This window comes from Actinacidiphila sp. bgisy167 (assembly GCF_057707665.1).
In genome coordinates this window covers 74,293-98,980 of sequence record NZ_JBYIQP010000017.1, presented here as the reverse complement: position 1 = coordinate 98,980, position 24,688 = coordinate 74,293, and the positions used below count along the sequence as shown (strand labels likewise).

The following is a 24,688-nucleotide window of genomic DNA, read 5'->3' as shown; positions in this document are numbered from 1 at the left end:
ATTCTTCCGCAGACGCCAGCGTCAGCCACACATCGTCCGCGGCTACTTCGGCGGCCCACACGTCCGCTACGTCCTGAACGAGAACTCCATGAGTTTCTGATCATAAGTGCCAGTGCCGCGGCGTGTGGGCCGCCACACGGCTTCTTGGTCGTGCGGCGTTCGCAGCGAGCGGGCGCATCCCCGCTCTCTTGCGCGCTCACGGCACATCACTGGACTCCTGCGATCTCCGGGGTCGTATACTTGCCTCCCACCTGGTGCTACTTCCTGTGGAACCTCAAGATCGCAGTCGACAGGTGTCCAGGATCAAGGGGAGGCTCCACCCCGCACCACGGCCCCACGGCCGGGCAGGCCACGACCTGACCAGCCATCGGCCGCTACCTGCGGATTCGGGTCAGAGGCGGCCGGCCACCGTGCGCGCCAGTTCCTCGAGCGGCTTGTCGAAGCGGGAAGGCTCCGCGTTGCGCACCAGCCGGATCGCGACCCACTGCTCGGACACCCGCAGGAAGACCGATCCGTCCTCCAGCCACGCCTCGTCGCCGATGCCGTCGAGGGGCCTCATCTCGTGGCCGATCCCGCGCTCGGCGTCGTAGTAGCTCTTCCCCGAATCCCCCGCGAAGATCTCGACCTGGGCCGTCGGGCCCGATTCCGGCGCGGTGTAGGTGCAGGTTCCGGCCAGGTCCTTGCCGACCGTCAGGGCCGTACCGGCGAGCCGTTCGGCCTCTGCCTGCGTCACCAGGGCGCACGGGTCGTCCGCTGCCGTCCCGTCCGCCACCCCGGCGGTCGGCGACGCGGACGGCCGGGCCGGGGACGCCGCTGACGACCCCTCCGCACCCGGCGCACCCGGCGCACCCGGCGCGGTCGGCGCGGTCGCGGACGGCCTGTCGCCGGCGCCGCCGGCCGCCGGCTGCTGGCACCCCTGCAGGGCCAGGGCCAGCAGCGCCACCACCGGCACCCCCGCCCAGACCGGAGTGCGCCTGCGGTCGCCGGACGCCGTCCGGCTGCGTGCGTGCACCATCGATTCGTTCCCCCCTCGGTAGGCGTCTCGCTCACGTCCCGGTCGTCCACCCCGGGACGGATGCCCCTACAGACGCACCCGGCAGCCGCTCGGTTTCGGCCCCGCGAAACGGTTGCCGCCCCGGCGTGCGCCGGGTTCGCGCCGGGCCCGCCCTGCGGGACGATGCGGCGGCGCAGCCGACGTCCTACCCTCGGGTCGCATACGGACAAACGCACTTCCTCATCCTGGGGGCCGGCGTGTCGACATGGACGGCAGCGGACGCAGAGGGCATAGAGGCGGGAGCGGAGCCCGCCGCCCGGGCGACGGCGCTGACGAAGTCCTACGGGACGGGCGAGACCCGGGTGGTGGCGCTGGACGCGGTGGACGTGGAGATCGCCCGGGGCCGCTTCACGGCGGTGATGGGCCCCTCGGGCTCGGGCAAGTCCACGCTGATGCACTGCCTGGCCGGGCTGGACTCGGTCACCTCGGGGCGGGTGTGGATCGGCGGGACCGAGATCACCCGGCTGGCCGAGCGCGACCTGACCCGGCTCCGCCGCGACCGGGTCGGCTTCGTCTTCCAGGCGTTCAACCTGTTGCCGACGCTCACCGCAGCCGAGAACATCACGCTGCCGATGGACATTGCGGGCCGCAGGCCCGACCGGGAGTGGGTGGACCGGGTGATCGACACCCTGGGCCTGCGCGACCGGCTGGGGCACCGACCCGCACAACTGTCGGGCGGGCAGCAGCAGCGTGTGGCCTGCGCCCGCGCCCTCGCCTCCCGGCCGCAACTGATCTTCGCCGACGAACCGACCGGCAATCTCGACTCGCAGGCGGGCGCCGAGGTGCTGGGCTTCCTGCGCGAGTCCGTGGACTCCCTCGGCCAGACCGTGGTGATGGTGACCCATGACCCCGGCGCGGCGGCGTGGTCGGACCTGGTGCTCTTCCTGGGCGACGGGCGGATCGTCGACGAGATGCACGAGCCGGCCGCGGACGGCGTCCTGGAACGGCTCAAGCGGCTCGACGCGCTGCGGACACAGGGATAGGGGCCGCAAATGCTCCGGGCGACGCTGCGCAGCTTCCTGGCCCACAGGGGCCGGCTGCTGCTCAGCGCGCTCGCCGTCCTGCTGTCGGTCGCGTTCGTCACCGGCAGCATGATCTTCTCCGACACCGTCAACCGCACCTTCGACCGCCTCTTCGCCTCGACGTCCGCCGACGTCACGGTGGGACCCCCGGAAGCCTTCAGCGAGGACCAGCAGTTCGCCTCCGGGCAGGTGCGCACCCTGCCGGCGTCCCTGCTGGACCGGGTGAGAGCGGTACCGGGCGTCGCGGACGCGCGCGTCGACGTCACCGTGTACAACACCACCGTCGTCGACGCCCGGGGCCGCCCGGTGGAACCGACCACCGGGGCCCTCACCGCGGCCACCGACTGGTCGGGCCATCCGCGCAGCCCGGTCCGGCTGACCAGCGGTCACGCGCCGCACGGCCCCGACGAGGCGGTCATCGACGCCGACACCGCCGAGAAGCGGGGCCTGAGGATCGGCGACCGGCTGCGGGTGCTGGCCCAGCCGGGCGCGTTCTCCGTGCGGATCGTCGGGATCGCCACGTTCACCACGACCAATCCGGGCGCCGCCCTGGTGTTCGTCGACACTCCCACCGCGCAGTCTCTGCTGCTCGGCCGGACGGGTGTCGCGACGTCGGTGCAGGCCGACGCCGCCCCCGGGGTCACCGACGAGGTGCTGAAGGAGCGGATCGCCGCCGCGCTGGGGCCGCGCTACACCTACACCACCCAGGCCGAGCAGGCGAAGTCGGCGGTGGAGAGCCTGGCGACCCTTCTCGACGTGATCAAGTACGTGATGCTGGGCTTCGCCGGGGTGGCGGTCCTGGCCGGGGTCTTCCTGATCGTCAACACCTACTCGATGCTGATCGCCCAGCGCACCCGGGAACTCGGCCTGCTGCGCGCCCTCGGGGCTGACCGCGCACAGGTGCGGCGGTCGGTTCTGGTGGAGGCGGTGCTTCTCGGGGCGGTGGGCTCCGCCCTGGGCCTGGTCTGCGGGGTCGGGCTGGCGGCGGGCCTCTTCCGTCTGCTCGGGGTGTTCGGGATGAACATCGACGCCGCCGAGATGGCCGTCCGGCTGCGCGTGCCGGTGGCGGCGTTCACCGTCGGCCTGCTGGTGACGCTGGTCGCGGCCTACCTGCCGGCGCGGCGGGCGTCCCTGGTCTCCCCCATGGCCGCGTTGTCGGACGCCGAGGCCGCCGGGCCCGGACGGAGCCTGCGGTACCGGGCGGTGGGCGGCGCGGTCGCGACCCTGGTGGCCGCGGCGGCGCTGAGCGGCGCGGCGGCGGCCGGGAGCGTCGGCGCCGCCGCGACCTTCCTCGGGGTGGGCATCGGGCTGTCGCTGGCGGCGGCGGTGGTCGTGGGCCCGTTGCTGGTGCGCCCGGTGGTCCGGGTGCTCGGCGGGGCGTTCCCCCATGTGTACGGGCCGGTGGGGCGGCTGAGCCAGCGCAACGCGCTGCGCAACCCGCGCCGTACGGGCGCCACGGCCGGCGCGCTGATGATCGGGCTGGCGCTGGTCACCGGCATGTCCGTCGCCGGCACGTCGATGGCGAGCTCCTTCGACCAGGAGATCGACCGGGCCCTGGGCGCGGACTATGTCGTGCAGGGCACGCATTTCGCGCCGTTCGCCCCGGAGATCACCGACCGGGTGCGCGCGGTGCGCGGCGCCGGGGAGGTGGTGCGGGTGCGGTACGTCTCCGTCCTGGTGACGCTGCCCGACGGCCGGACGACCAAGCTGACGGGGACGGCCATCGGCCCCGGGGCGGACCGCGCGCTCAACCTGGAGTACGCCGCGGGCGACACGGCGCGCGCCCTGGCCCGCGACAGCCTCTCGCTGTCCGCGACGTACGCCGCCCAGCACGGGCTGCGCGTGGGCAGCCGCATCCCCGTGCGCTTCGTCGACGGCCGCTCCGCGGCCTTCACGCTGCGCGCGCTGACCACCAGCCAGAGCACCGTGCTGGGCGACGACGCGACCCTGACCATGGGCCTGGCCACCGCCGAGCGGTTCCTGCCCCACGGCCAGGACGCGGCGCTGTACGTGAACGCCGCGCCCGGCACCGGCAAACCCGCGCTGCGGGCGGGACTGGAGCGGGCCCTCGCGCCCTATCCGCAGGTGGAGGTCCGTGACCAGGCCGACTACAAGGAACTGGTGCGCACCCAGATCTCCGTGCTGCTGAACCTGGTGTACGCGCTGCTCGGGCTGGCGATCGTCATCGCGGTGCTGGGCGTCGTCAACACGCTCGCCCTGTCGGTGATCGAGCGCACGCGTGAGATCGGCCTGCTCCGCGCCATCGGTCTGTCGCGACGGCAACTGCGCCGGATGATCCGGCTGGAGTCCGTGGTGATCGCGGTCTTCGGCGCGGTGCTGGGGCTCGCCCTGGGACTGGTCTGGGGCGTGGTGACGCACGAGGTGCTGGCGCTGGAGGGCCTGCGGGCCTTCGCCGTTCCCTGGACGACGGTGGGGGCGGTCCTCGCCGGCTCCGTGGTGGTGGGCCTGGTCGCGGCGCTGCTGCCGGCCCTGCGCGCCTCGCGGATGAACGTCCTTGCCGCGATCGCCCACGAATGACCCGAATGATCGGCGCCCGGGCGGGGAAGGTCGTGGACCGACGGACGGGGCCTTCGCCCGGTGACCGCGCAGCTGCGCCGTGCGGAGCCGCCGGAGGACCTGGGCAGCCCTGATTCGCTCGCCGCACCCCCTGGAGGCCTGCGTGGCTGACCGCACGAACGATCTCGCGATTCGCAGCGCCGTACCGGCCGACGCCGAACGGGTACTGGGCTTCTGGCGGACGGCCGCCGAGGGCACCAGCATCAGCGACGACGCGGACGGCGTGGCGCGGCTGATCGCACGCGACCCCGAAGCCCTGCTGCTCGCCGAGGCCGGCGGCGGGCTGGTCGGCACGGTCATCGCGGGCTTCGACGGCTGGCGCTGCCACCTGTACCGGCTGGCCGTCCACCCCGAGCGGCGCCGGCAGGGCGTCGCCCGCGCCCTGCTCGCGGCGGCCGAGGAACGCTTCAGCGCGCTGGGCGGCCGACGCGGTGACGCCATGGTGCTGGAGCACAACGCCCGCGCCCACCACGCATGGCGCGCGGCGGGATACGCGCCCGAGCACCACTGGCGCCGCTGGACCAAGCTGCTCGGCAGCACCCCCGGGTAGCGCGGGCACTCCGGCGAACGCGGCCCCAGGGACGGCGGGGCGCGCCGCGCGGCCGTCTCCGGGCTGTCCGCTGTGCCAGTGCTTCCTACGATGGGCATATGGACGACCCTGCGAGTCCGTCACGTCCGCGGTCCCGTGGCCGACGCGCGCTCCCCCCGCGCCGGACCGCTCATGCGACCGAGGTGCCGCGATGACCGAGGTGCTGCTGCTGGCCGTCGCCCTGCTGTTGACCCTGGCCTGCGCCGTCTTCGTCGCCGCGGAGTTCTCCCTCACCACGGTCGAGCGCACCGATCTGCAGCGGGCCGAGCAGGCGGGTGAGCGCGGCGCCCCGGCGGCGCTGCGGGCCGTGCGCAGCCTGACGCTGCAGCTGTCGGGCGCCCAGCTCGGCATCACCGTCACCGGACTGGTCATCGGCATGCTGGCGCAGGCCTCGATCGCCGAGCTGCTGGCCGGCCCGCTGCGCGCCCTCGGGATGTCGGCCGCCGGGGCGGCGTCGCTGGGGCTGGTGATCGGCACCGGCGTCTCGACGGTGGTGCTCATGGTGGTGGGCGAGCTCGTGCCGAAGAACTGGGCGATCTCCCGTCCGCTGCCGGTGGCCAAGGCCGTCGCGGCGCCGCAGACCCTCTTCACCGCCGCCTTCGGTCCGCTGATCCGCCACCTGAACAACACCGCCAACCGTGTGCTGCACCGGCTCGGTCTGGAACCCGCCGAGGAGCTGGCCTCGGCCCGCAGCCCGGAGGAACTGGTCGCTCTCGCCCGGCACTCCGCCCGGGCCGGCGCTCTGGAGGCCGACACCGCGGAGCTGTTCGTCCGGACGCTGAGCCTGCCCGGGCTGACGGCCGAGAACGTGATGACCCCGCGCGTCCAGGTGGTCGCCCTGGAGGAGGGCGCCACCTGCCGGGACGTCGCCGACATCACCCGTGCCACGGGGCTGTCCCGTTTCCCCGTCCACCGCGGCGGCCTGGACAACGTGATCGGCATCGTCCACATCAAGGACGTCCTGGCCGTGCCGTACGAACGCCGCGAGGGCCACCCGATCACCCCGCTGCTGCGGGAGCCGGTGCCGGTGCCCGAGTCGCTCCCCGTCGACCGGCTGCTGGACCGCCTGTCCGGCTCGATGACCATGGCGGTCGTCATCGACGAGTACGGCGGCACGGCGGGCGTCGTCACCCTGGAGGACATCGTGGAGGAGGTCGTCGGCGAGGTCCGCGACGAACACGACCCGCTGGAGACCCCCGATCTGGCCTTCCTCCACCAGGACCGCACCGGCCGCCGCGTCTACGACGCCGACGGGGCGGTGCGGACCGACCAGGTCGCCGAGATCGGCCTGCGGGTCGCGGACGGCCCCTACGAGACGCTGGCCGGCCTGGTCGCCCAGCGGCTCGGGCGGATCCCGGCCACCGGCGACACCGTCGAGGTCGACGGCTGGATGATCGAGGTCACCGACGACTCGCACCACCACGCGGCGCACGTACGGCTGATCTCCCCGGCGCCGCACACGCAGGAAGGCTTCGCGTCGCCGGCGGCCGGCGCGGGCGGCGGGCCGGCGGGTGCGCGATGATCTTCCTGCAGCTGTTCATCGGCTTCCTGACCCTGGTGGCGAACGCCTTCTTCGTCGGCGCCGAGTTCGCGATGATCTCCGTCCGGCGCAGCCAGATCGAGCCGCGCGCGGAAGCCGGGGAGCGCGGCGCGCGGCACGTCCTGTGGGGACTGCAGCACCTTTCGCCGCTGATGGCCGCCGCCCAGCTGGGCATCACACTGTGCACCCTCATGCTGGGCATCGTGGCGGAGCCCGCCATCGAGCACCTGCTGGCGCCGCTGTTCCACCTCCTGCACGTGCCGCAGGGCGCGATCCACGCCCTGTCGTTCGCGATCGCGCTGGCCCTGGCCACGTACGCGCACATGCTGTTCGGCGAGATGGTTCCCAAGAACATCGCGCTCGCCGCTCCGGAGCGGACGGCGCTGCTCCTCGGCCCCCCGCTGGTGACCCTGGCACGGGCACTGCGCCCGGTGATCTTCGCGGTGAACGCCTTCGCGAACGGGCTGCTGAAGCTGCTGCGGGTCGAGCCGAAGGACGAGGTCGCGGCGGTCTTCTCGGACGACGAGCTGGCCCGGATGGTGACCGACGCGGGGCAGGCCGGGCTGCTGGACGAGCGGGCCGCCGTCCGCCTGCAGGACGCTCTCGAACTGGGCCGCCGGCCGGTCCGCGCGGTCGTCGTCCCCTGGGACCGCGTGGTGTCCGCCCGCCTCGGCGTCACCCCGGCGGGACTGGAGCGCCTGGCCGCCCGGTCCGGCTTCTCGCGCTTCCCGGTGACCGACGACGCCTGCCGCATCCTCGGCTACCTCCATGTGAAGGACGCCCTGGCCCTCGGGCCCAGCCGCCACGACCAGCCCTTCCCGCGCGGCGCGCTGCGCCGGATCACCAGGGTCGGCGCGGCGACCCCGCTGGACGACGTCCTGGCCGCGATGCGGGCCAGCGGCGCACACCTGGCGGCCGTCGTCGACGACCAGGGCCGCGGCCTCGGTCTGGTGACCATGGAGGACGTGCTGAAGGAACTCGTGGGCCGTGCCGCGGCCGGTTGAGGCGGCCTTCCGCCGGGCCGGTAGGATCACGCGCGCCATGCAGATGAACGCCACCCACACCAGCTTCGTCGCGCTCGGCGACTCCTTCACCGAAGGCATGTCCGACGCGCTGCCCGACGGCTCGTACCGCGGGTGGGCCGACCTCCTGGCCGGACGCCTCGCCGCCCACGCGCCGGGCTTCCGCTACGCGAACCTCGCGGTGCGCGGAAAGCTCATCCAGCAGATCGTGGACGAGCAGGTGGAGACCGCGGCCTCCATGGAGGCCGACCTGGTCACCCTGGTCGGCGGGCTCAACGACGTGCTGCGGCCCACGTGCGACGTGGCACGGGTGTGCGCGCTGCTGGAAGAGGCCGTGGAGCGGCTGGCGCCGACCTGCCGGCAGCTGGTGCTGATGCGCAGCCCGGCCCGCCGCGGCCCGGTGGCGACGCGCTTCCTGCCCCGCATGGAGCAGCTGTTCGGCTTCCTGGACGATCTGGCGGCACGGCACGGCGCGCTCCTGGTGGACCTCTACGGCGCCCCCGTACTGGGGGACCCGCGCCTGTGGGCGGAGGACCGGCTGCACCTCGACGGCGAGGGCCACCGCCGGGTCGCCGAGGCGGTCTGGCAGGCCCTCGGGCGCACACCGCAGTTCGACTGGAGCGAGGCGCTGCCCGTCTCCGTCCCGCTGTCATGGCCCGCGCGCCGCGCCGCCGATCTGCGCTTCACCCGCCGCCACCTCCTCCCCTGGATCGGCCGCCGCCTCACCGGACGCTCCTCCGGCGACGGCCTGTCCCCCAAGCGCGCGGAGCTCGTGCCGTACGAGCTCTGAGCGGGGCGTCACCGTGTCCGGGCGAGCGCCCCCCGTGGGCAGGGTCCCGCCCGACCGGCTTCGTCACGGCGTCCGGGCTACGCCGAGGGCGGCAGCGTCTTCTCGCAGTTCAGGCAGATCCTCTTCTCGCGATGTTCCTTGAGCTTCGCCTCGGCCGCACGGATCGCCCCGTTGACCCGGGACAGCCACACGGCGCCCGCCAGCGCCACCAGGAGCCCCGGCAGGATCGCACCCGAGAAGAGCACCACCACCCCCACCGCCAGACACGCCAGGGGCACGCCGCGCGACAGCGTCGGCACACTGGGCTCCGCCCATTCCGGCCGCAGCCTGTCCGCGGTCACCTTCGCCGCGAACAGCGTCAGTTTCTCCACCCGCGACGACCCGCAGCCCGGGCACTGCAACTCCGCCATCACGCCCCCCCGATCCGTCGGAAGTCACCCAGGGTGCCGCCCGCAGGGCCGAGTCGACAAGATGACAAAACCGCTTCGCCCGGTGGAGGCCGCGGCTCCCGCACCGCGCCGGTCCCCGCGGAGGCCGCCGCCGACCCCTCGCCCACCGCACCTGACCTGGACTTTCCCCGCCCTCACGGAGGCGGGCGGAGGTGAACGCGCGCCATGGGCGGCAGGTAGACTCTCGCTACGTGACTTCCAAGCCCCGCATCCCCAACGTCCTGGCCGGCCGCTACGCCTCGGCGGAGCTCGCCACCCTGTGGTCCCCCGAGCAGAAGGTGGTGCTGGAGCGCCGCCTGTGGCTGGCCGTGCTGCGGGCCCAGAAGGACCTGGGCATCGAGGTGCCCGACCAGGCCGTCGCGGACTACGAGCGGGTGCTGGAGCAGGTCGACCTGGCGTCGATCGCCGAGCGGGAGAAGGTCACCCGGCACGACGTCAAGGCGCGCATCGAGGAGTTCAACGCCCTCGCGGGGCACGAGCACGTCCACAAGGGGATGACCTCGCGCGACCTCACCGAGAACGTCGAGCAGCTGCAGATCCGGCTCTCCCTGGAGCACGTCCGCGACCGCACCGTCGCCGTCCTGTCCCGGCTGGGCCGGCTCGCCGCCGAGCACGCGGAGCTGGTCATGGCCGGCCGCTCGCACAACGTGGCGGCCCAGACCACGACCCTCGGCAAGCGCTTCGCGACCACGGCCGACGAGCTGCTGGTCGCCTTCGCCCGGGTCGAGGACCTGCTCGGCCGCTACCCGCTGCGCGGGATCAAGGGCCCGGTCGGCACCGCGCAGGACATGCTCGACCTGCTCGGCGGGGACGCCGGCAAGCTCGCCGAGCTGGAGCGCCGGATCGCGGCGCACCTCGGCTTCTCGGAGGTCTTCACCTCCGTCGGCCAGGTCTACCCGCGCTCGCTGGACTACGACGCCGTCACCGCGCTGGTGCAGCTGGCCGCCGCCCCGTCCTCACTCGCCAAGACGATCCGCCTGATGGCCGGCCACGAGCTGGTCACGGAGGGCTTCAAGCCCGGCCAGGTCGGCTCCTCGGCGATGCCGCACAAGATGAACACCCGCTCCTGCGAGCGCGTCAACGGCCTGGCGGTCATCCTGCGCGGCTACGCCTCGATGGTGGGCGAGCTGGCCGGCGACCAGTGGAACGAGGGCGACGTCTCCTGCTCCGTGGTGCGCCGGGTGGCCCTGCCGGACGCGTTCTTCGCCTTCGACGGCCTGCTGGAGACCTTCCTGACGGTGCTCGACGAGTTCGGCGCCTTCCCGGCCGTCGTCGCCCGCGAACTCGACCGCTACCTGCCGTTCCTCGCCACGACCAAGGTGCTGATGGGCTCGGTGCGGGCCGGCGTCGGCCGCGAGCTGGCGCACGAGGTCATCAAGGAGCACGCGGTCGCCTCCGCGCTCGCCATGCGGGAGAAGGGCGCCGAGCGCAACGAGCTGCTGGACCGGCTCGCCGAGGACGAGCGCATCCCGCTCGACCGCGCCCAGCTGGACGCGCTCATGGCCGACCGCCTGTCCTTCACCGGCGCGGCCGCGGACCAGGTCGCCGAGGTAGTGCGGCGGATCGGCGAGGTCGCCGGCCGCTACCCGCAGGCGGCCGCCTACGCCCCCGGGGCCATCCTCTGACCACGGCCCGCCGGCCCCGCCCGAGCCAGGACGAACTGGAGGCCGCCCGCGACCGCGTCATCCCCGACGTGATCGCGGACGGCCTGCGGGTCCTCTTCTGCGGCATCAACCCGGGGTTGCTGTCGGCAGCCACCGGCCGGCACTTCGCCCGCCCCGGCAATCGATTCTGGCCGGTGCTGCACGCCTCCGGCTTCACCCCGCGCCGGCTCGACCCGGCGGAGCAGGACGGACTCCTGACGTACGGGCTGGGGATCACCAATGTCGTCGCCCGGGCCACCGCCCGCGCCGACGAACTGACCCGCGCGGAACTGATCGAGGGCGGACGGCTGCTGACGGCGACCGTGGAGCGGTACACACCGCGCTGGCTCGCGGTCGTGGGCGTCACGGCGTACCGCGTCGCCTTCGCCGAGCCTCGCGCGAAGATCGGCCCCCAGGACCGCACGATCGGTGTGACACGCGTCTGGGTGCTGCCCAACCCCAGTGGCCTGAACGCGGGTTGGTCGACGCAGGCGATGGCGGAGGAGTTCGGCCGCCTGCGCGCCGCGGCGCGGGCCTGAGGCCGCGCCGGCACGGCGGCCGCCCGGCGCGTCCGCGACCCCGCTCGCCGCCCTCGGCCGTGACATCGACTCAGTAACCATGCGCCGCTGCCCCTCGCCGCCAGGACGCCCGGGCGGGTACGATCCGGCCAATACGCGTACGAGCTGGGAGGACGTAGGGTGGGGCGGCTCACCGGCGGGGACCCGTCTCTGCTCCGGCGGATCAATTCCGCGGTGGTGCTCCATGCCCTGCGCGGCGCGCCCGCCGTGAGCCTGACCGAACTGGTGCGGACGACGGGGCTGTCACGGCCCACCGTCGAGGGCGTGATCGAGGGCCTGTCCGAGTCGGGCCTGGTGGTGGAGGCTCCGCAGGAGCCCGCCGACGCCCGCAGGCAGGGCCGTCCGGCGCGCAGGTTCCGCTTCCACGCGGAGGCGGGGCACCTGTTGGGCGTCGAGATCGGGGCGCGGCAGATGCGGGCGCTGCTGTCGGACCTGAGCGGCCGGGTCCTCGGGACGCTGACGCACGACGTCGCCGACACGCTGCCGGCCGAGGAGCGCCTGGAACGGGTCCGGGGCCTGGTAGCCGAGCTGCTGCGCAAGGCCGGTGTGGCCCGCAGCACGCTGTGGGCGGTCGGCGTGGGCAGCCCGGGGATCGTGGAGACCGACGGCGCGGTGCGCCTGAGCACGGCCCTGCCCGGCTGGACGGGACTGCCGCTGGGCGAGCGGCTGCGCCGGTCGTTCCGTTGCCCCGTCCTGGTGGAGAACGACGCGAACGCCGCCGCCGTCGCCGAACACTGGAAGGGAGCGGCCGTCGGCACCGATGACGTGGTCTTCGTGCTGGCGGGGCTGAGCCCGGGGGCCGGCTCTCTGATCGGGGGCCGGCTGCACCGCGGCTTCGGCGGGGCGGCCGGGGAGATCGGGGCGCTGCACCTGCTCGGCCGGGAGGCGCGGCCGGAGCGGCTGCTGTCCACGACGGGGACGCCGCTGCACCCGCTGGACGAGTCGGCGGTGGCCGAGGTGTTCGCGCTCGCGAAGTCCGGGGACGTCCAGGCACGGGAGGCCGTCGACCGCTTCCTGCAGCGCCTGGTGCACGACGTGGCGGCGCTGGTGCTGGCGATCGACCCGGAGCTGGTGGTGATCGGCGGATGGGCGGCCGGACTGGACGGGGTGCTCGAGCCGCTGCGCGCCGAGTTGTCGCGCTACTGCCTGCGGCCGCCGCAGGTCGCGCTGTCGGTGCTGGGCCACGAGGCGGTCGCGACGGGGGCCCTGCGGCTCGCGCTCGACCATGTCGAGGAGCAGTTGTTCGCAGTGGCCCGCACCTCGCTGCTGGGCCGCTGAGCCGCCAGGCGGCGGACCACGGGGGCCCGCCAGGGCAATACGGGCGAAATTCCGCTGTTCATCGGCCTGCCTGCTTTGCGGGGTTGTCCGACCAGCCGACGATCCGTCGCATCGACGAGCGTGCCGCGCGGGGGGGGCGCGGCCGGCGAAAGGGCGTCCGCGTGCGGCGAGCAGTGGTCCTGGCAGTGTCCGTGGTGCTCACGGCCGGCGCGGCGACCGCCCCTGCCGCCGCGCACTTCCCGGAGCCCCCGGACGCGCCCCTTTCGGAGCCCGCCGTCGGCGAGCGGCTGCGGATGGCCGGGGCCGCGGTGGCGGCCCGGGCGGCCGGGGTCACCGGGATCGTCTTCGGGGCCTGTCCCTCCGACAGCGGCCTGACGGCGCCCGTGCAGTGCGGCAGGGTCCGCGTCCCGGTGGACTACGCGGAGCCGGGCGGGGCGACGATCAGCCTGCTGGTCAGCCGCTTGCGGGCGGCGGGCCCGGCCTCCGTCCGGCAGGGGGCCCTGGTGTTCAACCCCGGCGGTCCCGGTGCGTCCGGGCTGTGGTTCCCCGGCGTGGGCCGGCCCGGCGTGGCGGGGGTCACCCGCAAGGTGTGGGAGACCGCGGCCAGGACGTACGACCTGGTGGGCTTCGACCCGCGCGGCGTGGGCCACTCCTCCCCGTTGTCCTGCCAGGACCCGGCGCGTCACCACAAGGCCCCCAGCCTGGACCCGCGCCGGCCCACCGCCGCGGTGAAGGCCGCCCAGCGCGCGGAGGCCCGGCGCAAGGCCGGGGCCTGCGGTGCGCGGGGCGGGGCGCTGCTGCGGAACATGCGCACCGCGGACCTGGCACGGGACCTCGACGTCATCCGCGCGGCCCTGGGCGAGCCGCGCCTCAACTACTACGGCGTCTCGTACGGGACCTACCTGGGCGCCGTCTATGCCACCCTCTTTCCCTCGCACGTGCGCCGCATGGTGGCGGACAGCGTCGTCAACCCCGACCCCCGCGGCGTCTGGTACGGCGCCAACCTCGCCCAGGACGTCGCTTTCGAGCACCGCTGGGCGGACTGGCGCGCCTGGGCGGCCGGGCACCACGCCGTGTACGGCCTCGGCGGCACGCCCGGCCGCGTGCAGGCGAGCTTCGACCGGGCGATGCGGATGCTGGGCAGGCGCCCGGCCGGCACGGTGGGCCCCGGGGAACTGCACTCCGCGGCGGTGCAGGCCGCCTACTACGACCAGCGCTGGGTGCCGTTCGCCCACCTGCTCTCGCGCTACCTGCGCGGGGACGACGGCCCGCTGGTCGCCGCGGCCGCACCCGATCCCGGGGATGCGAAGGACGAGGAGAACGGCGAGGCGGTCTACCTGGCCGTGGAGTGCTCCGACGCGGCGTGGCCGCGCGACTGGAACGTGTGGGACCGCGACAACGAACGCGTGGCGCGCAGGCGTCCCTTCGAGACCTGGGCCAACGCCTGGCTCAACCTGCCGTGCGCCTCGTGGCCCGTCGAGGGCGGGCGGGCGGTGGACGTCGGGGCGCACCCCGGGGCGGGGCTGCCGCCCGTGCTGATCGTCCAGTCGGAACGGGACGCGGCCACACCGTACGACGGCGCGGTGGAGCTGCACCGCAGGCTGCCGGGCTCGCGGATGATCACCGAGGAGGGCCGCGGCTCGCACGGCCTGATCAGCATCTGGAACGAGTGCGTCACCGCGCGCGTGGACCGCTACCTGGTGTCCGGCGCGACCGGCGACCAGGACGTCCGATGCCCCGGGCACCCGCTGCCCGTGCCCTCCGGCCCCGGCGGCGCGAGGGACGCCAACACCGGGCGCTCCTACTGACCTGACCGCACGCGGCACGCGGTGCGCCCCGCGGCGGCCTCGCGGTCACGACGCGGCGGCGTGCCGCTCCTGCCCCTGGTGGGTGATCTCCATCGCGCCGCTGTCGCCGAAGGTCAGCCGGCAGGTGTCGGCGCGGTAGGTCGCGACGGCGACCGCCGTGACGCGCCCGCCACTGACGTAGCGGGTGGTGACGACCAGCACGGGGGCTCCGGGCAGCCGGTCGAGCTGTTTGGCGTCCTCGGCGCGGGCCGATCCGAGCTCCACGGCCCGGTCCTCGCCGTCGAGACCGAGGGTGTGCAACTCCCGCAGTACGGCCGGGACGTGGTCGGTCGGCGTCAGGTCGCTGGGGAGGCCGGGGACGGAGGCCCCGGGCACGTAGAGGAGTTCGGTGGCGACGGACTGGCCGCCCATCGAGCGGATCCGGCGGACGGTGTGCACCGGCTCGTCGGCACCCGTACCGAGCATGTGGGCGACGGCGGCGGGAGCGGCGGCCTCGACGCAGCCCACCGTGAGCCAGGCGTCGTCCGCGGCCCCGGGCCAGGAACCGCTCGTGGGGCCGACGAAGACGCCCACGCGGGGCGGGGCGACCGTGGTGCCGACCCCGCGGCGGCGCTGGAGGCGGCCTTCGAGCTCCAGCTGCTCCAGTGCCTGGCGCAGCGTGGCCCGGGCGACACCGAAGCGGGAGGCGAGCTCGCGCTCGTTGGGGAGGATCTCCCCGACCTCGAACTCGGAGTCGAGCGCGTCCATGAGCACGGTCTTGAGGTGCCAGTACTTGGGCTCCGGCACCTTCTCGAGCTGCGTGGTCCCCACCCTGTCCTCCGCGATCGCGCCCGCGCCGTCCGGGGTTTGTGCAGGTTTGTTTCCGAACGGCTCTTTATTAAAGGTCCTTGCACTACCACGGGACGATAGAGCGGCCCTCCGGCTTGGTCAAGACCAATCCGGGCCCGCACCCGCCGCGGGCTGAGGTGGGCGGCCGACGCGGGCCGTGCATGAGGTGGTCACGCCGCCGCTGACCGTTCACCCGCTGATAGCGTTCGTGATCACGTCGAGGGAGGGAGCCGGCATGGGTTCGGTCACGGTGGTCACCGGTGGGGGCCGCGGCATCGGCGCGGCGGTCGCCCTGCGGCTGGCCCACGAGGGGCACGCCGTCGGCATCGGTTACGAGAAGGACGCCGGCGCCGCCGAGGACGTCGCGCACAAGGTGCGGGACGCGGGCGCCCGTTGCGCCGTGGTGCGCGTCGACACCAGCGACGCCGGGCAGGTGGACGCGCTCTTCGACACGGTGGGCGAGCGGCTCGGCGCGGTGACGGGCCTGGTCAACAACGCCGGCGTCACCGGCCCGCTGGGCCGGTTCACCGACACCCCGGTCGACGTCATGCGCCGGGTGATCGACGTCAACGTGATGGGCGCGATCCTGTGCGCGCGGCGCGCGGCACTGGCGATGTCCACCCGCCACGGCGGCCGAGGCGGCTCGATCGTCAACATCTCCTCCGGCGCCGCGACGCTCGGCGCCCCCGGGGAGTACGTGCATTACGCGGCCAGCAAGGCGGCGGTCGACGCGATGACCGTGGGCCTCGCCAAGGAGCTGGCGGAGGAGGGCGTACGGGTCAACTCCGTGCAGCCCGGCATGATCGTCACCGACATCCACGCCGCGATGGGCGACCCCGAGCGGCCCTGGCGCAACCGGGACCGCGTGCCCATGGGGCGGCCCGGGGAGCCGGACGAGGTCGCCGGCGCCGTGGCCTGGTTGATGTCGGCGGACGCCTCCTACACGACGGGCGCGGTGCTCCGCGTCGCCGGCGGTCTGTAGCCCGCCGCCGGAGCATGCCGGCGGCCGGCGCGACCTCGGCGTCCGCCCTCCGGGCGGCCGCGCGTGGTTCCGATGGACTCGCGTGCCGCACGGACGGCCGAGGAGGGGAAGGCATGCCCCTTCGCCCGGACGACCGCGACCGCGGACGGGACCAGCAGGGCGAGCACCGCCCACGTCGGTGACCGCGCGCCGAGCCGCGCGAGGAGGGCGCCCCCGATGGCGCCGCCGCCCGCGACGCCGATGTTCCACATGGTCACGAGCATGGACTGGGCCACGTCCGCCGCCGCCTTGCCCGCCGCGCTCGTGGTCGCGGACCGGAAGAGCGTGGCCGCGCCTCCGAAGGCGAGCCCCCAGACCGCCCCCTGGCCGCCTGCCTGGCGGCACTCGAGAACCGGCCACAGCCACTGGGCTGAGGCGACGTACGTGGATCCGTGCCCTCGGCGGGCGGACGGCGGACGCGCGGACGAGTGGGCGGACGGACCTGCGGACGTGCCGCGTCGAGATGGACGAGGATGCCGACTTCGGCGTGCGGTCCGCCGGTTGGGCGCTGGACGGTGCTGATTTGTTAACACAAGGAAACGGATTCAAAACCCGAGCGGACGTCAGTGAGTACACAATCCAGCCTCCAGCAGGTTGCCCGGTTGTTGCACCGACTCCGAGGAGCACCATGTCCGCTCAGGCCACCGACGTCGCGAAGGGCTCGCCGCCCCCGCCACCGCGAAACGCACTGGACCGCTACTTCCGTATCGGGGAGCGCGGGTCGACCCTCGGCCGCGAGGTCCGCGGCGGCTTCGCTACCTTCTTCACGATGGCGTACATCCTTGTGCTGAACCCGATCATCCTGGGAAGCGCGAAGGACAAGTTCGGCCACGTCCTGTCGACGGGTCAACTGGTCACCGCCACCGCGCTGGTGGCGGCGGTCATGACGATCGTGATGGGGGTCGCCGGCAACCTGCCGCTGGCCATCGCGGCGGGGCTCGGCCTCAACGCGGTGGTCGCCTTCCAGATCGCGCCCTTGATGAGCTGGGACGACGCGATGGGCCTGATCGTCATCGAGGGCCTGGTGATCTGCCTCCTGGTGGTGACGGGGCTGCGCGAGGCGGTGATGCACGCGATACCCCAGCCGCTCAAACAGGCGATCAGCGCGGGCATCGGCCTGTTCATCGCCTTCATCGGCTTCGTGGACGCCGGCTTCGTCACCCGGATCCCGGACGCCGCGAACACCACGGTGCCCGTGCAGCTGGGCGGGAGCGGTGCGCTGTCGGGCTGGCCGGTGCTCGTCTTCTGCGTGGGCGTGCTGCTGACGATTGCCCTGCTGGCCCGGAAGGTGAAGGGCGCGATCCTGATCAGCATCATCGCCATGACGGTGCTGGCCGTCGTGGTCGACGCGGTCGCGGACGTGAAGAGCTGGGGGCTGACCACGCCCAAGGTGCCGGACGACGTGTTCGCCGCGCCGGACTTCGGGCTGCTGGGGCACTTCAGCCTCTTCGGGGCCTTCGCCGAGGTCAGCTTCATCACGGTGGTGCTGCTGGTCTTCACCCTCATCCTGTCGGACTTCTTCGACACCATGGGCACGGTCGTCGGCATCACGGCGGAGGCCGGTCTGCTGGACGACGAGGGCAAGGTCCCCCACCTGGGCCGTGTGCTGCTCGTCGACGGCGCCGCGGCCGTGGCGGGCGGCGCGGCCTCGGCCTCCTCGAACACGGCCTACATAGAGTCGGCGGCGGGCGTCGGCGAGGGAGCGCGGACCGGCTTCGCCAACCTGGCCACCGGCGGCCTGTTCGCCGTGGCCCTCTTCCTGGCCCCGTTGCTGACCATCGTGCCGCTGCAGGCGGCGGCGCCGGCGCTGGTGGCGGTCGGCTTCCTGATGATGACCCAGGTCAAGAACATCGGCTGGGACGACTTCGAGATCGCGGTCCCCGCCTTCCTGACGATCGCCGTGATGCCCTTCACCTACTCGATCACCAACGGCATCGGCGCCGGCTTCATCGCCTTCGTCCTGCTCAAGGCCGTGCTGGGCAAGGCCCGGCAGGTGCACTGGCTGCTGTGGGCGGTGTCGGCGCTGTTCGCCGTCTACTTCGCGATCCACCCGATCGAGCAGGCGCTGGGGGTGTAGCCCCCCGCGGGGCAGGCGCGGCCTCCCTGGGCCTCACGATGAAGACCCCGACCGGGACGGGGGCCCCCGGTCGGGGCCGTTGGCCGGGCCGGCGCTCCGCGCTCGGCCCGTACTTGTCGAACTACCGGCGGGGCAAGGGAGTTCCCGCCCGCTCCGGGTCCCCGGTGTGACGTGGCGCACGCCCGCGACCGAGCGCCACCGGAGGTCGCACGGCGTGGCCCGTTCGGACGGAGCCGCGGGGCGCCACGCAGAGGGGATGCCGCGGCGGAGCCCGCCTGGCAGGTGCCGCCTCGGTGGCGGCGCTGGACGGGGCTCCCCTTCGACCGTGACGGCGCCGTCGAGGTGCCCGGCGCGCTGGTGCCGGTGCACTACGACACCGCCCACGACCACGCCGTGTACGTCGAGCCCAACGTGTGGGTCCGCCACGCCACGGGCGCCGCCCGTTAGCCGAGCGCCCGGTCCAGGTTGAAGGCGGCGCTGATCAGGGCCAGGTGCGTGAAGGCCTGCGGGAAGTTGCCGCGCTGCTCGCCGGCGCGGTCGATCTCCTCGGCGTACAGGCCGAGGTGGTTGCCGTAGGTGAGCATCTTCTCGAAGGCCAGGCGTGCCTCGTCCTCGCGCCCGGCGCGGGTGAGGGCCTCGACGTACCAGAAGGAGCAGATGGAGAAGGTGCCCTCGTCGCCGGGGACGCCGTCGGGGCTCGCCGCGGGGTCGTAGCGGTAGACCAGGGAGTCGGAGACCAGGTCCTTGCCGAGGGCGTCGAGCGTCGACAGCCACCGGGGGTCGGTGGGCGAGATGAACTTGGACAGCGGCATCATCAGCACCGACGCGTCCAGCACGTCCTCTCCTTGGCACTGGGTGAACGCGCCGCGCTTCTGCGACCAGCCGCTCGTCATGATCTGCCGGTAGATGGCGTCGCGGGCCCCGTACCAGCGCTCGCGGTTGGCGGGCAGGCCGCGGTGGTTCGCCATGCGGATGCCGCGCTCGATCGCCACCCAGCACATCACGCGGGAGTACAGGAAGTTCCTGCGGCCGCCGCGGGTCTCCCAGATGCCCTCGTCGGGCTGGTCCCAGTTGTCGCAGACCCAGTCCACGAGTTCGCAGACGGTGTCCCAGTGGGCGCTGGAGACCGGCTTGCCCCACTTGTCGTAGAGGTAGAGCGAGTCGATGAGCTCCCCGTAGATGTCCAGCTGGAGCTGGTGGACGGCGTTGTTGCCCACCCGGACCGGCGCGGAGCCCGCGTAGCCCTCCAGGTGGGGCAACTCCCGCTCGGGCAGCTCGGAGCGGCCGTCGATGCCGTACATGATCTGCAGGGGGCCTGTGGTGCAGCCCGTGTCGCCCGTGCAGACGCGCTCCGACAGGAAGTTCATGAAGGCCTCGGCCTCGTCGGTGAAGCCCAGCCGGAGCAGCGCGTAGACGCAGAAGGCGGCGTCGCGGATCCAGACGTAGCGGTAGTCCCAGTTGCGCTCGCCGCCGATGCGCTCGGGAAGGCTCGTGGTGGGGGCGGCGACGATGGCGCCGGTCGGCGCGTAGGTCAGCAGTTTCAGGGTCAGCGCGGACCGATGCACCATCTCGCGCCAGCGTCCCCGGTACTTGGACTTGGACAGCCAGCGCCGCCAGTAGCGCACGGTCTTCTCGAACTGGTCCTCCGCCTCGGTCAGCGGGCAGCCCCGGGGCCCGACACCGTCACCGACCTGGTCCAGGGCGAAGACCGCGGTCTCGCCCTCGGAGAGCTTGAACTCGGCCCACACGTCCCGGCCGTCGTTCTCCAGCGGAACCGAGCAGGTCAGGGCGAGGGTCTGGGCGGGGGTGGCGAAGAGCGCCTGCATCCCGTTCATCTGCACGGTGTGCGCCACGGTGCCGTAGTCGAAGCGCGGCGCCACCCGCATCCGGAACGGCAGCACGCCCCGCACGCAGACCACGCGGCGGATCAGCCGGTGCCGGTCCGCCTCGTGGCCGTCGTCGACGACCGGCATGAAGTCCTGTACCTCGCCCATGCCGTCCTCGGCGAAGAACCGGGTGATCAGCACGTTGGTGTCGGGGAAGTAGAACTGCTTCGTGCGCGCGGGCACGTTCGCTGCCAACTCGAAGCTGCCTCCCCGGTCGGCGTCGAGGATGGAGGCGAAGACGCTGGGGGCGTCGAAGCGTCCGGAGCAGTACCAGTCGATCGTCCCGTTCGTCCCGACGAGCGCGGCGCTGCGCAGGTCGCCGATGAGCCCGTGGGCGGAGATCGGCAGGTACCGGCCGTCGGACGGCGGGAACTCGGACCGGAGGACGTCAGCTGTCACGGTGGCCTCCTCACATGCCGGGAAGAGAAGCCACCATTCAGACTAACCCGCCCGGTCCCCGTCCTTCTCGGTCGAAGCACGCCGCCTGACCGCCCTACCTCCCCGACCTGCGCCTCCCGCGGCCCCGCGGCCCGCTCGCCGGCGTATGCGAGCACGAAGCGCGCCTCGGTCAGCCGCTGTGCGGCGACCTCGTCCTCCCCGTCCTCCCGCGACTCCGTGTAGCGGGCGATCACTGCCCGGGCCCGCTCCGCCGCGGCCCGCCGCCCCGGATCGGCCTCGAGCCAGGCGGCCGTGAGCCGGACCGCGCTGCGCGCCGGACCCGGGTCGAAGGCGGCGATCGCGCACTGCGGAGAGGCCAGGCCTTCCTCGTACGCGGCGCGCGCCGAGCCGTCCGCGTCGTCCTCACCGGGCTCGCCGGGGCACGCGCGGACGATCAGTTCGCCGGTCTGCTTGTGGGTCCCCGCCAGTTCGGCGCGCAGGTGCGCCGCGGCCGCCTCCTCCCCAAAGGCACGGGCCGCGGCCGGTGCCTCCTCGGCGACCGCCGCCGCCTCGGCCATCGCCGAGCGGCCCGCTTCGAGGCCGGCCCGGTCGTCGTGGAGGCTGAGCCTGGCCCTGGCCCGCAGGGCGGGGACCAGAAGAACAGGTCGCTCCAAGGCGCGCCAGAGCTCACCGGCGCGGGTGCACGCCTGCGCGGCCTCGCCGGCCAGGCCCGCCCGCTCCCGACTGCCGGCGGCGAGGTTCGCGAGGACGGCGCGGTCCTGCTGCTCCTCCCAGCCCTGTGCGATCTCCGCGGCGGCAGGACCGCTCGGCGGCGGCGCGCGGCTCGTCCCTGTCGCACAGGGCCTCGCCCAGCCACCAGCGGGTCTGGACGACCTGCCGTCGTGGTGAGCGCGCACCAGGTCGGGCAGGGCGGTCTCCAGGACGGTCGCGGACTCCGCGGCCCTGCCCTGGCGCAGCAGCGCCCCGCCGAGCACCAGCCGCGACCAGGCGCCGAGCTGATCGGACGCGTCGCCGTCGTCGGCCCGGTGAGCGCCGTTCAAGGCGTGGTCGGCGGCCTCGGCGTCGGCGCCGCGGGCGGCGAGCGCGGCGCCGAGAACGATGTGCAGATGGGCGCGCCGCACCGGGCGCAGGGTGGCGGCGCGGTGCTCCGGCGCGGCACGGGCGGACTCCTCCGCGGTGGCGTGGCCGTCCCGCTGGAGGCAGAGGTCGGCCGGCAGCGCCTCCGGCTCGGCGGCGTATCGGGGGAGCGCGGCCTCCAGTCGAAGGCGGGCGGCGCGCGAGGAGCCCGGCCGCGGTCCCGGCGTCGCCGTGCGCGGCGGTGTGGCGGGCCTGCGAGGTGATCGCGTCGGCGAGCCGGGCAGCCCTCCGCTCCTCGGCGCGGTGCTCCTCGGCGAAGGCGATGGTCCGCCGCAGTCCGCCTCGGTCCCGTCCGGCGGGCCGACGTGGAGCAGCGCCAGCGCGACGGGAGCGCGCCCGAGACTCCCCGAGGCTCCAAGGCGAGCCAAGGCAGGGCCAGGCCGCCGGTGACGGCCGTCCGTTGCGGTGACCGCCATCTGCCGTTCACGCCTGTCTCACCCCTCCGGTCGACCGTGCTTCCTAGCGTCCGTGAGTGCGCGCACCACTGACCTTCCGCAGCCCGCCATCAGGTCCGGAGCGCTGCTGACCGGTCGGTGTGCGACTGCACCCGACGACGCGAAAGGCCCCTGAATGTCGGAAGAACCCAAGCAAACCAGGATCTCTCGTCGCAACGCGCTCGGCTTGTTCGGCGCGACAGTGTCCGGCGCCGCCGCCGGACCACTGGTCCTCGGCGCCGGAACCGCCGAGGCGGTCCCTGCGCAATCGGAAGTCACCGGTCTCGCCACCGGCTCGGCCACCACCCCCGTCCAGGGCCTGCACCTGACCTTCGGCGCCGACCCACGCAGCCAGATGGTCGTCTCCTGGGTCACCGACGCGGCCGTCAAGAACCCCCGGGTCGTCTACGGCACGCTGAGTGGAGGCTTCGGTTCCACCGTGCGCGCGACGACGAAGACCTACGTGGACGGCACCTCCGGGCGGACCGTCTGGGTCCATCACGCGCTGATCAGCAAGCTCAAGGCCGACACCGACTACCTGTACGCGGCCCAGCACGACGGCGCGACCCCCGATGCCGGCACCTTCCACACGGCGCCGTCCGGCCGAGCTCCGTTCACCTTCACCAGCTTCGGCGACCAGGGTGCGCCCGGCGTGACGTGGAAGACCGGAGCGAACCCGGCCGACGCCTCGGGCCGGGACTTCGAGCCCAACGCCACGCCCGCCGCCGCGGACATCGTCACCGGCGTCGAGAAGGTCGGCCCGCTGTTCCACCTCCTCAACGGTGACCTCTGCTACGCCAACACCGGGCCCGACCGCGTACGCGTCTGGCGCGACTTCCTCACCAACAACAGCCGCTCAGCGCGGTTCCGTCCGTGGATGCCGTGCGCGGGCAACCATGAGATCGAGCTGGCCAACGGCAAGCTCGGTCTCGACGCGTACCAGACCTACTTCGAGCTGCCCTCGACCGAGACCCAGCCCGAGCTCGACAACCTCTGGTACTCCTTCACGGTCGGCGGGGTGAAGGTGATCGCCCTGCAGAACGACGACATCGCCCTGCAGGAGGGCGGCGACATCTACATCAAGGGCTACTCCGGCGGTCGGCAGCTCGCCTGGCTGGAGAAGGAGCTCAAGTCGGCACGGGCTTCGAAGGACATCGACTGGATCGTCGTCTGCATGCACCAGGTGATGATCAGCTCGGCGACCGCCGCGAACGGCCCTGATGTCGCGCTCCGCGCGGCGTACGGCCCGCTGTTCGACAAGTACGGCGTCGACCTGGTGGTCTGTGGCCACGAGCACGACTACGAGCGCTCGTTGGCGGTGCGTGGCGTCGTCCCCGGCAGCGTCACCCTCACACCGAACCCGAGCCAGACCGCACTCGATGTGATCGACAGTGCGCACGGCACGACGCACATGGTCCTCGGCGGTGGCGGCGTGTCAGGCATCACCAACAACAGCTTCACCACCGACGACGCCGACGGTCACGGGCATCACTCGGCATACGTCCAGATGGAGCGCGTCGGCAAGTACAACTCGGTCAAGGAGAAGGAGACCGCGGTCTGGATCGGCGTCCGTGACGCGGAGCATCCGTACGGCTTCGCCGAGTTCTCCGTCGACCCGGGCCGTCACCCCGGTGACATGACCCGCATCCACGTCACCTACTACAACATCATCACGCCCACAGGTGAGCTGTCGGTCTTCGAGAAGTTCACGCTCCAACGCCGTCGTAGTGACGGCGGCCACGGCCGGCACTGATCCACCACGAGCAGCAGCAGCCGGCAATGCCTGGGGCCGGGACGTCGTACCGGCCCCAGGCATTGCCGGCCAGGAGCCCTTGGCGTGTACGTCTCGAACCCCGGGGCGCGCGGGCGCCGCCGGGCGTTCGGTCAGCCGGGCCGCTTCCCCCATGGGGACACCGCGCGAGGCCCAGCGGATCGGCGCGCGCATCAGGGCCGCCTTGGAACGAGGCACGCCGCGGCCAGACCGTCACACGGGGCTCGCCCACTCCTCGCGCAACATCCCGAAGAGCACGCCGTCGTAGCGCATCTCCTCCACCAGCACCGCCGAGCGGCGTCGGCCTTCCTCGCGGAAACCCAGCCTGGTGAAGGCGCGCACGGCGCGTTCGTTGCCGCTCCAGGTGTCCAGTTCCAGACGACTCAGGCCGTACGCGCCGAACAGGTGGTCGACGAGCAGCCTCAGCGCGTCACTGCCGTAGCCGCGCCCCCAGAACTCACGCTCACCGATGGTGACTCCCAGCGTTGCCACCTGGGCGTACGGGTCCAGGTCCCGGTAGTCAGCCATGCCGATCACCCGTCCGCCTGCCAGGTCCTCGACCGTGAACACGGCTGACTCTCTCGGGCTCAGGCGCGGCATCGTGTCGAAGCCGAGTCGGACCGCCTCTGCCGTGACGGGGCCGAAACTCGGATCGCCGGCCGCGGCCCAGCGGACCACCTCCGGGTCGTTGCGCCACCGAAGGTGATGTTCCGCGTCGTCGGAGCGCAGCGCGCGCAGCCTCACCCATTTTCCTTCGATCATCGCGCGGCTCTAGCCGACCACCG

At 73.3% G+C, this 24,688-nt stretch carries 19 protein-coding genes and 1 pseudogene; 14 read left to right on the top strand and 6 right to left on the bottom strand.

The window, feature by feature from the left end; all coding sequences use genetic code 11:
* Positions 1-391: 391 nt before the first annotated feature.
* Positions 392-1,015, bottom strand: coding sequence for a hypothetical protein (locus AC3ET4_RS09720; RefSeq protein ID WP_431948071.1), 624 nt, complete (start codon positions 1,013-1,015; stop codon positions 392-394).
* Positions 1,016-1,251: 236 nt separating this feature from the next.
* Between AC3ET4_RS09720 and AC3ET4_RS09715 the strand changes: the two genes are divergently transcribed.
* The 6 genes from AC3ET4_RS09715 (at position 1,252) to AC3ET4_RS09690 (ending at position 8,594) form a co-directional block, all read left to right on the top strand.
* Positions 1,252-2,037: an ABC transporter ATP-binding protein gene (locus AC3ET4_RS09715; protein WP_431948069.1), complete on the top strand. Its 786-nt coding sequence runs from the start codon at positions 1,252-1,254 to the stop codon at positions 2,035-2,037.
* 9 nt (positions 2,038-2,046) lie between these two features.
* Positions 2,047-4,614 (top strand): ABC transporter permease, encoded by a 2,568-nt coding sequence (locus AC3ET4_RS09710; RefSeq protein ID WP_431948067.1) that lies wholly within the window; start codon positions 2,047-2,049, stop codon positions 4,612-4,614.
* Between the two features lie 142 nt (positions 4,615-4,756).
* On the top strand, positions 4,757-5,203 hold the full coding sequence (locus AC3ET4_RS09705) for a GNAT family N-acetyltransferase (RefSeq protein WP_431948065.1): 447 nt from the start codon (positions 4,757-4,759) through the stop codon (positions 5,201-5,203).
* Between the two features lie 190 nt (positions 5,204-5,393).
* Positions 5,394-6,764 (top strand): hemolysin family protein, encoded by a 1,371-nt coding sequence (locus AC3ET4_RS09700; protein WP_431948063.1) that lies wholly within the window; start codon positions 5,394-5,396, stop codon positions 6,762-6,764.
* On the top strand, positions 6,761-7,786 hold the full coding sequence (locus AC3ET4_RS09695) for a hemolysin family protein (protein WP_431948061.1): 1,026 nt from the start codon (positions 6,761-6,763) through the stop codon (positions 7,784-7,786). The genes AC3ET4_RS09700 and AC3ET4_RS09695 overlap by 4 nt, the downstream gene beginning before the upstream one ends.
* A 37-nt stretch (positions 7,787-7,823) precedes the next feature.
* Positions 7,824-8,594 (top strand): SGNH/GDSL hydrolase family protein, encoded by a 771-nt coding sequence (locus AC3ET4_RS09690; protein ID WP_431948059.1) that lies wholly within the window; start codon positions 7,824-7,826, stop codon positions 8,592-8,594.
* 77 nt (positions 8,595-8,671) lie between these two features.
* Here AC3ET4_RS09690 and AC3ET4_RS09685 read toward each other — a convergent pair whose 3' ends face one another.
* Positions 8,672-9,004 (bottom strand): hypothetical protein, encoded by a 333-nt coding sequence (locus tag AC3ET4_RS09685; RefSeq protein ID WP_431948057.1) that lies wholly within the window; start codon positions 9,002-9,004, stop codon positions 8,672-8,674.
* A 230-nt stretch (positions 9,005-9,234) separates the two neighbouring features.
* On the opposite strand from AC3ET4_RS09685, the gene purB reads away from it, so the two are divergent.
* The 4 genes from purB (at position 9,235) to AC3ET4_RS09665 (ending at position 14,350) form a co-directional block, all read left to right on the top strand.
* Positions 9,235-10,668, top strand: coding sequence for an adenylosuccinate lyase (purB, locus tag AC3ET4_RS09680; protein WP_431948055.1), 1,434 nt, complete (start codon positions 9,235-9,237; stop codon positions 10,666-10,668).
* Between the two features lie 68 nt (positions 10,669-10,736).
* On the top strand, positions 10,737-11,225 hold the full coding sequence (mug, locus tag AC3ET4_RS09675; protein ID WP_431948053.1) for a G/U mismatch-specific DNA glycosylase: 489 nt from the start codon (positions 10,737-10,739) through the stop codon (positions 11,223-11,225).
* Between the two features lie 159 nt (positions 11,226-11,384).
* Positions 11,385-12,542, top strand: a complete 1,158-nt coding sequence (locus AC3ET4_RS09670; protein WP_431948051.1) for an ROK family transcriptional regulator — start codon at positions 11,385-11,387, stop codon at positions 12,540-12,542.
* Positions 12,543-12,703: 161 nt separating this feature from the next.
* Positions 12,704-14,350, top strand: a complete 1,647-nt coding sequence (locus tag AC3ET4_RS09665) for an alpha/beta hydrolase (RefSeq protein WP_431948049.1) — start codon at positions 12,704-12,706, stop codon at positions 14,348-14,350.
* A gap of 45 nt (positions 14,351-14,395) precedes the next feature.
* On the opposite strand, the gene AC3ET4_RS09660 is transcribed toward AC3ET4_RS09665, so the two are convergent.
* Positions 14,396-15,160 (bottom strand): GntR family transcriptional regulator, encoded by a 765-nt coding sequence (locus tag AC3ET4_RS09660; RefSeq protein WP_431948047.1) that lies wholly within the window; start codon positions 15,158-15,160, stop codon positions 14,396-14,398.
* 253 nt (positions 15,161-15,413) lie between these two features.
* Here AC3ET4_RS09660 and AC3ET4_RS09655 point away from each other — a divergent pair, with 253 nt between their 5' ends.
* The 3 genes and pseudogenes from AC3ET4_RS09655 to AC3ET4_RS09645 all read left to right on the top strand — a co-directional run.
* The gene (locus AC3ET4_RS09655) at positions 15,414-16,160 is read left to right on the top strand and encodes an SDR family oxidoreductase (RefSeq protein WP_431948045.1); all 747 of its coding nucleotides are present in this window, start codon (positions 15,414-15,416) and stop codon (positions 16,158-16,160) included.
* 667 nt (positions 16,161-16,827) lie between these two features.
* Entirely contained in the window at positions 16,828-18,276 is a 1,449-nt protein-coding gene (locus AC3ET4_RS09650; protein WP_431948043.1) for an NCS2 family permease, read from the top strand.
* Positions 18,277-18,570: 294 nt separating this feature from the next.
* Positions 18,571-18,723: pseudogene (locus AC3ET4_RS09645) on the top strand (N-acetyltransferase); the annotation flags it as partial.
* Here AC3ET4_RS09645 and AC3ET4_RS09640 read toward each other — a convergent pair.
* Positions 18,720-20,561, bottom strand: coding sequence for a glycoside hydrolase family 15 protein (locus tag AC3ET4_RS09640; protein WP_431948041.1), 1,842 nt, complete (start codon positions 20,559-20,561; stop codon positions 18,720-18,722). The pseudogene AC3ET4_RS09645 and the gene AC3ET4_RS09640 overlap by 4 nt on opposite strands.
* Complete coding sequence (locus AC3ET4_RS09635; RefSeq protein WP_431948039.1) at positions 20,558-21,682, bottom strand: hypothetical protein; 1,125 nt, start codon at positions 21,680-21,682, stop codon at positions 20,558-20,560. Before AC3ET4_RS09635 ends, AC3ET4_RS09640 begins: the two co-directional genes overlap by 4 nt.
* A gap of 637 nt (positions 21,683-22,319) precedes the next feature.
* Here AC3ET4_RS09635 and AC3ET4_RS09630 point away from each other — a divergent pair.
* Entirely contained in the window at positions 22,320-23,885 is a 1,566-nt protein-coding gene (locus AC3ET4_RS09630; RefSeq protein ID WP_431948037.1) for a purple acid phosphatase family protein, read from the top strand.
* A gap of 231 nt (positions 23,886-24,116) precedes the next feature.
* Here AC3ET4_RS09630 and AC3ET4_RS09625 read toward each other — a convergent pair whose 3' ends face one another.
* The gene (locus AC3ET4_RS09625) at positions 24,117-24,665 is read right to left on the bottom strand and encodes a GNAT family N-acetyltransferase (RefSeq protein WP_431948035.1); all 549 of its coding nucleotides are present in this window, start codon (positions 24,663-24,665) and stop codon (positions 24,117-24,119) included.
* Between the last annotated feature and the right edge of the window lie 23 nt (positions 24,666-24,688).